Origin of the sequence: Leclercia sp. Marseille-Q4284 (genome assembly GCF_916618945.1) — a bacterium.
In the GTDB taxonomy this organism is placed as follows: Bacteria; Pseudomonadota; Gammaproteobacteria; order Enterobacterales; family Enterobacteriaceae; genus Enterobacter; species Enterobacter tamurae.
The window spans coordinates 729,517-742,262 of sequence record NZ_CAKAKG010000001.1; the positions used below are offsets into that span (position 1 = coordinate 729,517).

The 12,746-nt window shown below is 56.5% G+C and carries 12 protein-coding genes; 5 read left to right on the forward strand and 7 right to left on the reverse strand.

Going from position 1 to position 12,746, the window contains the following annotated elements; translation table 11 throughout:
- Positions 1 to 208: 208 nt before the first annotated feature.
- Positions 209 to 1,450, forward strand: a complete 1,242-nt coding sequence (locus tag LG383_RS03385) for an Nramp family divalent metal transporter (protein WP_106994735.1) — start codon at positions 209 to 211, stop codon at positions 1,448 to 1,450.
- A gap of 29 nt (positions 1,451 to 1,479) precedes the next feature.
- Here the strand turns inward: LG383_RS03385 and ypeC are convergent, their stop codons facing one another.
- Both ypeC and LG383_RS03395 read right to left on the reverse strand, forming a co-directional pair.
- Complete coding sequence (gene ypeC / locus LG383_RS03390; protein ID WP_106994681.1) at positions 1,480 to 1,818, reverse strand: DUF2502 domain-containing protein YpeC; 339 nt, start codon at positions 1,816 to 1,818, stop codon at positions 1,480 to 1,482.
- A 126-nt stretch (positions 1,819 to 1,944) separates the two neighbouring features.
- On the reverse strand, positions 1,945 to 2,943 hold the full coding sequence (locus tag LG383_RS03395; protein WP_106994682.1) for an aldo/keto reductase: 999 nt from the start codon (positions 2,941 to 2,943) through the stop codon (positions 1,945 to 1,947).
- Between the two features lie 183 nt (positions 2,944 to 3,126).
- Between LG383_RS03395 and ipdC the strand changes: the two genes are divergently transcribed.
- Positions 3,127 to 4,782 carry an indolepyruvate decarboxylase gene (ipdC, locus tag LG383_RS03400; RefSeq protein ID WP_106994683.1) on the forward strand — a complete coding sequence of 552 codons (1,656 nt, stop codon included), beginning with the start codon at positions 3,127 to 3,129 and terminating at the stop codon, positions 4,780 to 4,782.
- On the opposite strand, the gene LG383_RS03405 is transcribed toward ipdC, so the two are convergent.
- Entirely contained in the window at positions 4,783 to 6,018 is a 1,236-nt protein-coding gene (locus tag LG383_RS03405; protein ID WP_225758316.1) for an ion channel protein, read from the reverse strand. It abuts the gene before it with no gap.
- A 204-nt stretch (positions 6,019 to 6,222) separates the two neighbouring features.
- Here LG383_RS03405 and glk point away from each other — a divergent pair, with 204 nt between their 5' ends.
- A complete protein-coding gene (gene glk, locus LG383_RS03410) occupies positions 6,223 to 7,188 on the forward strand; it encodes a glucokinase (protein ID WP_225758317.1) in 966 nt (321 codons plus the stop codon).
- 41 nt (positions 7,189 to 7,229) lie between these two features.
- Here the strand turns inward: glk and LG383_RS03415 are convergent, their stop codons facing one another.
- Entirely contained in the window at positions 7,230 to 7,967 is a 738-nt protein-coding gene (locus LG383_RS03415; RefSeq protein ID WP_106994686.1) for a LytTR family DNA-binding domain-containing protein, read from the reverse strand.
- A gap of 3 nt (positions 7,968 to 7,970) precedes the next feature.
- Complete coding sequence (locus LG383_RS03420; RefSeq protein ID WP_166183240.1) at positions 7,971 to 9,677, reverse strand: sensor histidine kinase; 1,707 nt, start codon at positions 9,675 to 9,677, stop codon at positions 7,971 to 7,973.
- Between the two features lie 29 nt (positions 9,678 to 9,706).
- Between LG383_RS03420 and LG383_RS03425 the strand changes: the two genes are divergently transcribed.
- Both LG383_RS03425 and alaC read left to right on the forward strand, forming a co-directional pair.
- Entirely contained in the window at positions 9,707 to 9,937 is a 231-nt protein-coding gene (locus LG383_RS03425; protein WP_225758318.1) for a hypothetical protein, read from the forward strand.
- A 126-nt stretch (positions 9,938 to 10,063) separates the two neighbouring features.
- The gene (gene alaC, locus LG383_RS03430) at positions 10,064 to 11,293 is read left to right on the forward strand and encodes an alanine transaminase (RefSeq protein WP_106994688.1); all 1,230 of its coding nucleotides are present in this window, start codon (positions 10,064 to 10,066) and stop codon (positions 11,291 to 11,293) included.
- Positions 11,294 to 11,356: 63 nt separating this feature from the next.
- Here alaC and ypdK read toward each other — a convergent pair whose 3' ends face one another.
- Both ypdK and lpxP read right to left on the reverse strand, forming a co-directional pair.
- The gene (gene ypdK, locus LG383_RS22985) at positions 11,357 to 11,437 is read right to left on the reverse strand and encodes a membrane protein YpdK (RefSeq protein WP_098946261.1); all 81 of its coding nucleotides are present in this window, start codon (positions 11,435 to 11,437) and stop codon (positions 11,357 to 11,359) included.
- Positions 11,438 to 11,789: 352 nt separating this feature from the next.
- Complete coding sequence (lpxP, locus tag LG383_RS03440; RefSeq protein WP_225759502.1) at positions 11,790 to 12,710, reverse strand: kdo(2)-lipid IV(A) palmitoleoyltransferase; 921 nt, start codon at positions 12,708 to 12,710, stop codon at positions 11,790 to 11,792.
- Between the last annotated feature and the right edge of the window lie 36 nt (positions 12,711 to 12,746).

Below are 12,746 nucleotides of genomic sequence, written 5' to 3' on the forward strand. Positions count from 1 at the left end.
TGTTGTGTAAATGAGTTAAAAGTTAAGTTTGTGTGCTACGCTTCACAAAGGTTGCGTGTATTTATCGTTTGGCAGCCTTTCCACGTTTTCAGCCTGCTTATTGTTCTTCGCTATCACTGTAATCAATATAACCATTTTAAATGAACTTGATAATCATTCGCATTTTGATAGCATTAAACATAGCAAAGGCTATATTTCTGAGGCAAAAATGACCAACAGTCGCATTGATGAGAGTAGCAGTGGCAAAGCAGCACGCAAAATGCGGTTTGCATTAATGGGACCTGCGTTTATTGCCGCTATTGGCTACATCGATCCCGGTAACTTTGCGACCAACATTCAGGCCGGGGCCAGCTTCGGCTATAAACTGCTGTGGGTGGTGGTGTGGGCTAACCTGATGGCGATGATGATCCAGGTGCTGTCGGCAAAACTGGGCATCGCCACCGGCAAAAACCTCGCAGAGCAGATCCGCGACCACTATCCGCGTCCGCTGGTCTGGTTTTACTGGGTGCAGGCCGAAATTATCGCCATGGCGACCGACCTTGCGGAGTTTATCGGTGCCGCAATCGGCTTTAAGCTGATCCTGGGCGTATCGCTCCTTCAGGGGGCGGTGTTAACCGGTATTGCCACCTTCCTGATCCTGATGCTGCAACGCCGCGGGCAAAAACCGCTCGAAAAAGTGATTGGCGGCCTGCTGCTGTTCGTGGCGGCGGCCTATATCGTTGAGCTGATCTTCTCCCAGCCTGACGTCGTCCAGCTCGGCAAAGGGATGGCGATCCCGAGCCTGCCCACCACGGAAGCGGTGTTCCTGGCGGCCGGGGTGCTGGGCGCCACCATTATGCCGCACGTAATCTATCTGCACTCCTCGCTGACCCAGAACCTGCACGATGGGTCGCGGCATGAGCGTTATTCTGCAACCAAATGGGATGTGGCGATCGCCATGACCATCGCCGGGTTTGTTAACCTGGCGATGATGGCCACCGCCGCGGCAGCATTCCACTTTAACGGTCATACCGGTGTGGCCGATCTGGATCAGGCCTATCTGACCCTCGAACCGTTACTCAGCCACGCCGCGGCCACCATTTTTGGCCTGAGCCTGGTGGCAGCGGGTCTTTCGTCAACGGTGGTCGGTACCCTGGCGGGACAGGTGGTGATGCAGGGATTTGTGCGCTTCCATATTCCGCTATGGGTGCGTCGTGCCGTCACCATGCTGCCGTCCTTTATTGTGATCCTGATGGGGCTCGATCCGACCCGCATTCTGGTGATGAGCCAGGTGCTGCTGAGCTTTGGTATTGCGCTGGCGCTGGTGCCGCTGCTGGTGTTCACCAGTAATAAGACGTTGATGGGCGATCTGGTGAACAGCGTGCTGGTGAAACGGGCAGGGTGGGCGATAGTGGTGCTGGTGGTGGCGTTGAATCTTTGGCTGCTTATCGGCACTGCGTTGGGATTATAAAAAAGGCGCCGTGAGGCGCCTTTTTCGTATTAGTGACGATGACCGTGTCCGCCATGACCGTGACCTTTGCGGCCGCGATGGTCATCACGATCGCGCCAGCCTTCACGGTAGCCGCGTTCATAGGCGTTACGTTTATCCCAGCCACGGTGGTAGCCGTTGTCATGTTTGTGCCAGCGTTTGCCACGCCATTCATAATTACGATGCCAGTAGCCGCGGTCACGCCAGCCGCCACCGTCCCAGTAGTTACCGTAATTATCGCGATCGCCAATTTGTAATTTTACGGATGGCAACAGGGTGATTTCGCCAGCATTAGCGACCAGCGGGGCTGAAGCCATTAATACTGCTGCCAGAATCAGGGACCTGAACATTATTATTCTCCTTCACGATCGGAGCCGTAAGCGGCTTGTTAACGCAATATTAAGGGGCGGTAAAGCCCCGGATAATCGCTTTAACTCCTAATTCAGAAGGCGTAGCACTTTTTGCTAAAAGTGCTTTTAAATAACGCTGCTCAGGATGGATTCTATTTCGCTCAGCTCCTCAGGGGTGAAGTGACGATTCGCCAGCATCCCCACCGCATCGTCGATTTGCGCCGTTTTGCTGGCGCCGATCAACACCGAGGTGATGGCCTCGTGATGTAACACCCAGGCCAGCGCCATCTGCGATAATTTCTGGTTACGACGTTCGGCCAGGGCATTGAGCTGACGCACTTTCTCCAGCTTCTCGTCGGTGACCTGATCCGGGTTGAGGAAGCGGCTGCCGCTGGCGGCGCGGGAATCTGCCGGAATACCGTTCAGATAACGGTCGGTAAGCTGGCCACCGGCGAGCGGCGAAAACGCAATGCATCCCACCCCTTTCTGCTTAAGCACATCCAGTAATCCTTCTTCCGGGGCGCGTTCCAGCATCGAAAACTTTGGCTGGTGAATAAGGCAGGGGGTGCCCAGATCGTCGAGGATGTCGATGGCCTGTTGGGCCAGCTCCGCCGGGTAGTTGGACAGTCCGACGTACAGTGCCTTGCCCTGACGCACCAGATGGTCGAGCGCTTTCATGGTCTCCCGTAGCGGCGTTTCCGGATCCGGGCGGTGATGATAGAAGATATCGACATACTCCAGCCCCATGCGTTTCAGGCTTTGATCGAGGCTGGCAATCAGGTATTTACGCGACCCCCAGTCGCCGTACGGCCCCTCCCACATGGTATAGCCCGCTTTGCTTGAGATGATCAACTCATCACGCAAATTGCCGAAATCTTCCTGCAGGATCCGGCCGAAGTTACGCTCCGCCGATCCCGGCGGTGGACCGTAGTTATTGGCAAGGTCGAAATGGGTAATCCCCAGATCGAAAGCACGATGTAAAAGTTGACGGCTGTTTTCGATCAGCGTTGCATCGCCGAAGTTGTGCCACAGCCCGAGGGAGATGGCAGGCAGCTTAAGACCGCTTTGCCCGCATCGTTGATACGACATTGATTGATAACGATTTTGCTCCGCCTGATAAACCATAAGTTTTTCCCTCTACGTCAGATAGTCTTTCAGTGTATACGTTTACACCACGACTGAGGCACACAGAGTAACGCGCAAAAATACGTAAAGCATGGTTTCCATGATCTGAATATCGCCATTCCTGGACAGCTATCACGCTTCTTCAATACTCAAAGTGACGTCAACATTATAAGGATAACAGTCATGCTTACCCCCTACACCGTCGCCGATTACCTGCTGGACCGCCTTACAGATTGTGGTGCCGATCATCTGTTTGGCGTGCCAGGCGACTACAACTTACAGTTCCTCGATAACGTTATCGCCAGCCCGGATATTGGCTGGGTGGGTTGTGCTAACGAGTTGAATGCGGCCTACGCCGCCGATGGCTACGCGCGCTGCAAGGGTTTTGCCGCGCTGTTGACCACCTTTGGGGTGGGCGAGCTCAGCGCCATGAATGGTATCGCGGGCAGTTTCGCCGAGCATGTTCCGGTTCTGCATATCGTGGGCGCGCCGGGTAGCGCCTCGCAGAAAAGAGGGGAACTGCTGCACCATACGCTGGGTGACGGCGAGTTTCGTCACTTCTATAAAATGAGTGAGCCCGTGACCGTCGCCCAGGCACACCTTACCGAACAGAATGCCTGCTATGAAATCGACCGGGTGTTGACCGAAATGCTCCGTGAGCGCCGTCCGGGCTACATCATGCTGCCGGCCGATGTGGCAAAAAAACCTGCCACCCCGCCTGTAAGCGCTCTCATTGATCGTCTTTATGAAAGCGACAGTTTCCGCCTCGATGCCTTCCGCCAGGCGGCAGAAAAAAGACTGGCGGCCAGTGAGCGCACTGCGCTGCTGGCCGATTTCCTCGTCCTGCGCTACGGCCTGAAAAGCCAGCTCCAGCGCTGGGTGGAGCAGACGCCGATGGCCCACGCCACCCTGCTGATGGGGAAAGGGATCTTTGACGAGCGCAAACCGGGCTTCGCGGGGACCTACAGCGGCTCTGCCAGTGCCGCCGGGGTCAACGAGGCCATTGAAGGCGCCGATACGGTGATCTGCGTGGGGACGCGCTTTACCGATACGCTCACCGCCGGGTTCACCCACAAGCTCACGCATCAGCAGACGATCGACGTACAGCCGCACGCCTCGCGGATCGGGGATGTCTGGTACACCGGGATCCCGATGACCCAGGCGATTGAGGTCCTCTCCAGCCTGTGCCACCAGTACGCGAGCGCCACTACGGAAACCCGTCCGGCCCGGCAACTGCATGCTGTTCACCCCGGGACGCTGAGCCAGGACAGCTTCTGGAAAACGCTGCAAAACTTTATTCGCCCGGGGGATATTATTCTCGCCGACCAGGGAACATCCGCCTTTGGCGCGGGCGCGCTGCGTTTACCTGAGGAGGTGAATTTTATCGTTCAGCCGATCTGGGGCTCGATTGGCTATACCCTTGCCGCCGCCTATGGCGCGCAGACGGCCTGTCCGGATCGCCGCGTGATTGCGATTACCGGCGACGGCGCGGCGCAGCTCACTATCCAGGAACTGGGCTCGATGCTGCGGGACAAACAGTGCCCGGTGATCATGGTCCTGAACAACGAAGGCTACACGGTTGAGCGCGCCATTCATGGCCCGAATCAGCGCTATAACGACATTGCGCTGTGGAACTGGACGCAGATCCCGCAGGCCCTCAGCCTGAACTGTCAGGCCGAGTGCTGGCGGGTGAGTGAGGCGGTGCAGCTGGAAGAGGTGCTGGAGAGAGTGGCGCACCCGGAACGGCTTTCGCTGATTGAGGTCATGCTGCCGAAAGCCGATGTTCCACCGCTGCTGAGTGGCATCATCCAGGCGCTGGAAGCACGTAAAAGCGCCTGATTATTTATCCTCGTTAGAGGCAGCCAGCATAGGTCTGCCCGCCAGCAACAGCCAGGCGGGCAGCATCACGATACAGAGGAGCGGCAGCAGGGTGGTGTCTGGCACCACCACTGCCGCCATAAACAGGCTCAGCCACGCATCCCGGGTGACAACCAGCACCAGCCCCAGAATCGAACAGGAAACGGTAATCGCCGCCGGGACCGCCTCGACGTGCTCATGCAGCATCAACCCCAGCGCGGCACCGACAAACACCGCCGGGAAAATCCGTCCACCACGAAAACCACAGGCCGCTGCCACCACCAGCGCCGCCAGTTTGATCAGCGCAAAGAGCAGATAATCTGAAACGCTGAACAGCTGACTGAATGCCATCTGCTGCATCTCATCCAGTCCTTTAAACAGCGTGATATTGCCGCCAATAGCGCCGAGGATCCCTAGAATCAACCCGCCTGTCCCGAGGATAAGTACCGGGTGCTTCAGGCGATGCATCAGCCGGTGCAGGCGCGGCAGGCACCAGACCGCCACCATCCCCAGCGCAATGGCGATGGCGACAACAATCGCCCCGCTAAAGATATCGGCCAACTGCATCTGGCTGTAATGGGCGATGGGCAAGGAGAAGTGGGGATGGAAAAAGAGGCTGGTGGTCAGGGCACCGGCGGCGGCGGAAAGTAGTGGGGCGAACAGGCGATCCCAGAGGGGGATCTCGGTGTTGCCGCTCAGGGTCTGGGAAAATATCAGCGCCGCCGCGACGGGCGTGCCGAACAGCGCGCCAATGGTGCCCGCCGAGGCGAGAATGGTCCAGTCCAGGGCGTTGACCCGGGGAAACACGCGCGATCCCACGGCAACGGCGAGGGCGATATTCACCGCCATCACCGGATGCTCTGGCCCGAGGCTGACGCCCCCCGCCAGGCCAATAATCAGGGCGATAATCAGCCCGGGCAGGGCGGCCGTATCCACCGGGGCACCAATCAGCGGCTCTGTCGCCGGGTCCGGCCCGGCATGACCGGGGGTGTAGCGGATCACCAGCCCCACGGCGATGCCGGTCAGGGTCAGGGTCAACACCACCCAGGTCGGAGAACTCGCGTTAAGGCCGACTGCGGAAGGTAATGACGTCCAAAGTACTGCCTGTAATACGGAGGCAACTTTCATGATCACAATCAGAATCAGGCTGGAGGCGACGCCAATAATCAGCGCGGGAGGGGCCAACAGCAGCATCGTTCTGGCTCGCGGATGGAGCATGATGATTTCCTTGTAAAAAATGGCGGTCATTACTTTGCACGCTCAGACTGATGCTAATAGTGCAAATGGTGCTGAAACGGTAAAGTTATTCTGTGACGAAGATCGATTATCCTGGGGTGCTTTTATTCAGGCCGTTGTTGTTATCGGGCCTTGAATTTAGAGTGTGCCAAAGAGTTATTTTGACTTTAGCGGAGCAGTAGAAGAATGACAAAGTATGCTTTGGTAGGAGATGTAGGAGGCACTAACGCGCGTCTGGCGTTATGTGACGTCAGTACGGGGGAGATCTCCCGCGCCAGGACCTATTCCGGGCTGGATTATCCCAGCCTTGAAGCGGTGGTTCGTGTCTATCTGACCGAGCATGATGTCAGCGTGGAGGATGGCAGTATCGCTATTGCCTGCCCAATTACCGGTGACTGGGTGGCGATGACCAACCACACCTGGGCGTTTTCCACGGCGGAGATGAAAGCGAACCTTGGGTTTGCGCATCTGGAAATTATTAACGACTTTACCGCGGTGTCGATGGCGATCCCGATGTTAAAGCCGGAGCATCTGATCCAGTTCGGCGGCACCCAGCCGGTGGAAGGTAAACCGATCGCCGTCTATGGCGCCGGCACCGGGCTGGGCGTCTCGCATCTGGTGCACGTCGACAAGCGCTGGATCAGCCTGCCAGGGGAAGGTGGCCACGTCGATTTCGCGCCGAACAGCGAAGAAGAGGGCATTATCCTCGAAGAGCTGCGAGCAGAACTGGGCCACGTGTCGGCGGAACGCGTGCTCTCCGGTCCGGGCCTGGTGAATCTCTACCGGGCGATCGTGAAGTCCGACGGGCGACTGCCGGAAAACCTGAAGCCGAAAGACGTGACCGAACGTGCGCTGGAAGACAGCTGCACCGACTGTCGTCGCGCGCTGTCGCTGTTCTGCGTGATCATGGGACGGTTTGGCGGCAACCTGGCGCTGAATCTGAGCACCTTTGGCGGGGTTTATATCGCGGGCGGCATTGTGCCGCGCTTCCTCGACTTCTTTAAATCCTCCGGTTTCCGCGGCGGCTTTGAAGACAAGGGCCGCTTCCGCGAATACGTCCGCGATATCCCGGTATACCTGATTGTCCATGACAACCCGGGCCTGCTGGGCGCGGGCGCGCATCTGCGTCAGACTTTGGGACAGGTGCTGTAATCCTTCCTCCCCGGTGAACGTCCGTTCGCCGGGGACCATCCTCACAGGTGCATCAGCTGGCGAAACTCTTTCACCTTGCTGCGACTTACCGGCACCTGAAAATCCAGATCCTTCAGCCGCAAAATGTAGGTGTTGTTAAACCAGGGCTCGATCTCGCGGATCTTATGCAGGTTGACGCAAAATGAGCGGTGGCAGCGGAAAAAATGGCTGGTCGGCAGCTTGCCGCAGAATTCGGTGATGTTCATCGGCATCACAAACGACTCGCGACGGGTATAGACAAAGGTCATCTTCTCATGCGCTTCGGCGTAGTAGATATCGTCCACCGGCGTCACGATGATGCGTTCATCCTTGATCAAATTGATGGTGTCATTTTCGCGCGTGACCGGCGAGGCGGCGACCTGTCCCGCGCCGGATTGCTGCTGCCAGGCTTGCTCAAGCTTTTGCAGCATGCTGACGATCCGCGACTCCTGGTAAGGCTTGAGAATATAGTCGAAGGCTTCCAGCTCGAAGGCCTCCACCGCATGCTCTTTCCACGCGGTGACAAAGACGATAAAGGGCTTGCTGGCAAACTGACTGATGTTTTGCGCCAGCAGCACGCCGTCCAGCGACGGAATATTGATATCCAGAAAAATGGCGTCGACCCTGTTGTGCTGAAGGTATTTCAGCACGTCCAGCCCGTCCTCAAAGGTGCCGACGATCTCCATCTGGCTATGTTCTTTGATAAGCCAGCTCAGCTCCTGTTGCGCGAGTATTTCATCTTCCACAATGATGACTTTCATGGGTCACTCTCTCCAGGGCGATAACAACGTCTGCGCATGAACGGGGGACCGTTCATTGGGCACATAAAAAGCGATCTCGGTGCCCGGTTCAAGGCGGCGAATGTGCAGCCCTTCACCATAAAGCAGCTTAACGCGGTGATGAACATTCAGCAGACCAATTTTATTACCTGGCATCTCGTTTGACTCCACCCGCTCAATCACCTGGGGATCGATACCGTGGCCGGTGTCGCGTACCGCCACCCGCACGCGGTTACCGCACTCCGCCACGCTTATCGTCACCACGCCTTTGCCCTTGCGCGGCTGAATGCCGTGAACAATGGCATTCTCCACCAGCGGCTGGATCAGCAGGCTCGGGATGACGCAGTTCACCTCTTCATCAATGTCATAGATGACGGTGAGCTTATCGCCAAAGCGCGCCTGCTCAATGGCGATGTAATCCTTAATCTGGTAGAGCTCTTTTTTGATGTCGATCTGCTCATCATCCTTCAGCTCAATGTTGTAGCGCAAATAGCGCGACAGATTGAAGATCAGCTGCCGGGCGGTGTCCGGATTGAGGCGGATTGACGAGGAGATGGCATTCAGGGCATTGAACAGGAAATGGGGATTGATTTTACTCTGCAGCGCGCGCAGCTCGGCTTTGTTGGCCATCTCCCGCAGCTGCTCGGCACGGGACACCTCCAGCTGGGTGGAGATAATCTGCGACAGCCCGACCGCCATCTCCTGCAGGGAGGAGGTAATCTGGTGCGCGTGGCAGTAGTAAATTTTTAGCGTGCCGGTGACGACCCCTTTTTCCCACAGCGGGATCACCAGCATGGAGTGGATCTCCGGGGTGCGGTGAGCTTCGTCGTTATTCTTGATGATAATTTTGCCATCGCTGATGGCCTGGCGGGTGGTGGGGCTGACGGTATCGTCATTATCCCGGTAGTTATGCTCCCCCACGCCCACGTAGGCCAGCACCCGATTAATATTGGTTATGGCCACCGCATCGGCGTGAATGTCGGTGCGGATGATGTCGCACACCTGACGCAGGGATTCGACATTAATATCGCGAAACAGCGGCAGGGTTTTATTGGCAATATCCAGCGCCAGCTTGGCCTGACGGGCGGCGCTGGCCTCTTTTTCGCCCTCCACGCTCTGTACCAGCAGCACGATAAAGCCCACGCAGACGCTGCCGAGGATCATCGGGATGCCGATTTTCGACACTATATCCAGCCCAAGCTCAATGGTCGGTGCCCAGGCCACCACCAGGATCATGGTGAGAGTTTCGCAGATCATCCCGGCGATAATGCCCGCCCGCCAGTGCTGCTTTTTGGGAACCTTACGGTTGATCCAGCCCGACAGCACGCCCGCGATGATGCTGGTGATCAGGCAGGGGATCGCCGTCACGCCGCCGATATCGATCAGGTAACGGTGGGTCCCGGCGATGACGCCGGTGATGATCCCGACCCAGGGGCCAAACAGGATCCCGCCGGACATCACGGCAATTACGCGCACGTTGACCAGGGAGCCCTCCACTGGCACCCCGGACCAGGTGCTGAACAGGGCAAACATTGAGAAAATGGCGGTCACGGCCAGCAGCTCGCGCGGCGAGTGGGCCGATTTATGCAGCAGCTCGCGGAACAGGCGGATACGGATCAGGAAGAACAGGCAAATCAGCATTAATGCCGCGCGATCGAAGACCGCCAGCAGCATATCGAATATTTCGTGCACGGGATGACCTGGGCAAACGGGAAACAACCATGATAAAAAACCTGACGCCCAATGACCAGTTATCCGTCAGTTTTATCAAATGGGGAGAAGGCGCACTTTTCAAAGGGGATAGTGTCAGGTTGACCTGCCAGGTGCGCTTACGAGAAAACCCACCCGAAAGTCGTAAATCTATTGATATTAAAGTGTTAATAAAATGGCATCAGAAATGCCGCTATTCATTTTTACTTCCCATTTTAGTCGCAGCAGAGTTCCCGTTTTAGCGCTACGTCTTTTTTTATTTTTCCCCTCTCGACAAGCCGAATTTTTTCGGGTTATTTTCTAAGCACGCCACACATCGTGGCGACGTCGCTCGGACGGTCCGGGCGCTAACGTTATCTGAGGTATCTATGGCTGATTCCAGTCCTGAACGCCGTTTTTCGCGTATCGATCGTCTCCCCCCGTATGTTTTTAATATTACCGCTGAACTGAAAATGGCTGCGCGTCGGCGCGGCGAAGACATTATTGATTTCAGTATGGGCAACCCGGACGGCGCTACGCCGCCACATATCGTGGAAAAACTCTGCACGGTCGCCCAGCGCCCGGATACGCATGGCTACTCCACCTCCAAAGGGATCCCCCGTTTACGCCGCGCCATCTCGCGCTGGTATCAGGACCGCTATCAGGTTGAGATCGATCCCGAGAGTGAAGCCATCGTCACCATCGGTTCGAAAGAGGGGCTAGCGCATCTGATGCTGGCCACGCTGGATCATGGCGACACGGTGCTGGTGCCGAACCCCAGCTACCCAATTCATATTTACGGCGCGGTCATCGCCGGGGCGCAGGTACGCTCTGTGCCGCTGGTGGAAGGCGTCGACTTTTTCAACGAGCTGGAGCGCGCTATCCGCGAAAGCTATCCGAAGCCGAAGATGATGATCCTCGGCTTCCCCTCCAACCCGACCGCCCAGTGTGTCGAACTCGATTTCTTTGAGAAGGTGGTGGCCCTGGCGAAGCGCTACGACGTGCTGGTGGTACATGATCTGGCCTACGCCGATATCGTCTATGACGGCTGGAAAGCCCCGTCGATTATGCAGGTTCCCGGCGCGCGCGACGTGGCGGTGGAGTTCTTCACCCTGTCGAAAAGCTACAACATGGCGGGCTGGCGCATCGGCTTTATGGTCGGCAACAAGACGCTGGTAAATGCCCTGGCGCGCATCAAGAGCTACCACGACTACGGCACCTTTACGCCGCTGCAGGTGGCGGCCATTGCTGCCCTGGAAGGAGATCAGCAGTGCGTGAAGGATATCGCCGCACAGTACAAACGCCGTCGCGATGTGCTGGTCAAAGGGCTGCATGAGGCGGGCTGGATGGTTGAGATGCCGAAAGCCTCCATGTACGTCTGGGCAAAAATCCCGGACGCCTATGCGGGGATGGGCTCGCTGGAGTTCGCCAAGAAACTGCTGCAGGACGCGAAAGTCTGCGTCTCACCGGGGGTGGGCTTTGGCGAATATGGTGATACGCACGTGCGTTTCGCGCTGATTGAGAACAGCGACCGTATTCGCCAGGCGGTGAGGGGGATCAAGAGTATGTTCCGGGCCGACGGGCTGTTGCCGCAGGGGACAAAATCCGCGTCTGAGTAAGCCAGTCAATAAGCATAAAAAAACAGGCGCCAATAGCGCCTGTTTTTTTTGCATTTTCTTTGCTCAGTTCATCATCAGGGCAAAGGTGCCGACCCAGGCGAACACAATAACTGAAAAACCCATAAAGAAATATTTCACGTTCATCGCTCCGCGTATATCGTGATACGCATTAAATTCAGAGTCCAACTGAGTATAGAGAGGTGAAGTCAGGCCAGAGCGGAAATGAGAATTATCCCCGTTTTGACATCGACTCCAGCTCAGAATTCTGTGCTTTCAGGTAGCCAGACGGCGCTAATGTACGCTTAAATTTCAGGGGTGACAAGAGGGGATTTTTTAAATACTTTCCGCGACTTACGAGTGTCGTGGAACGGCGACAGTTTAATTTCCCAGGGTAATAAATTGCCCTTGAGCAACATAGCGTGCTAACGATAAATCAGGGTGATTACAGGTTATTGAAAAGGCTAGTTTCAAGGCGAAACTAACCTTTAGCAGAGGGTTACCGGTAGAGGGACGGTTCGCCTTCAGGGCGAGTTTTGAAGCGGCGATGCACCCATAAATACTGTTCAGGTGCACGCATGATCTCTTTCTCGATCACCTGGTTGATATACGCCGCGGCGGCCACCTCTTCCTCAGGGTAATTTTCCAGTTCCGGCATAATAAACAGGCGATAGCCGCTGCTATCGTTTTTTCTTACCATCGTCACGGTCAGCATTACCGATTTAGACAGGCGTGATATCACGAATGTGCCGTTGGTGGTGGCGACCTCTTTTACCGCGAAGAACGGGGCGAAGCTGCTGCCATTGCGGCCATAATCCTGATCGGGGGCAAACCACACCGCTTCCCCTTTTTTCAGGGCGCCAACCAGCCCGCGTAAATTATTCCGGCTGATCATCGCTTTATTGGAGCGCATACGGCCGCGGGTCTGCACCCACTCCATTAGCAGGCTGTTGTGCGGTCGATAGGTGGCCATCATCGGCTGGCATAACCCCATCACGCGACCGCCCAGCTCCAGCGACATAAAGTGCACGCCAATCACCATCACGCCGCGCTGTTTGGCCTGTGCGCGCTGTAAATTTTCCAGACCTTCCACATCGAACCACTTACGTACCCGATGGTCCGGCCAGAACCAGGCCATTCCGGTTTCCAGTAACGCCATGCCGATAGATTTAAAATTCTCAGTAATCAGACGCTCACGCTCTTCGGGCGATAAAGCCGGAAAACAGAGCTCGAGATTTCTGCGGCCGATAGATTCCCGGCGTTTGAGAAAACGACGCGAGAGGCTACCGAGGGTGGAGCCCAACCAGAGCAGCGCCGGGTAGGGGAGTTGTACGAGCAGCCACAGGACGCCCAGACCAAACCACGTAAACCAGTAACGGGGATGCAAGAGGGCGAGTGTGAATTTGCATTGAGACAAGATAAAACGACCTTTTTGAAGAGTGTGGAAGTAGCGCCA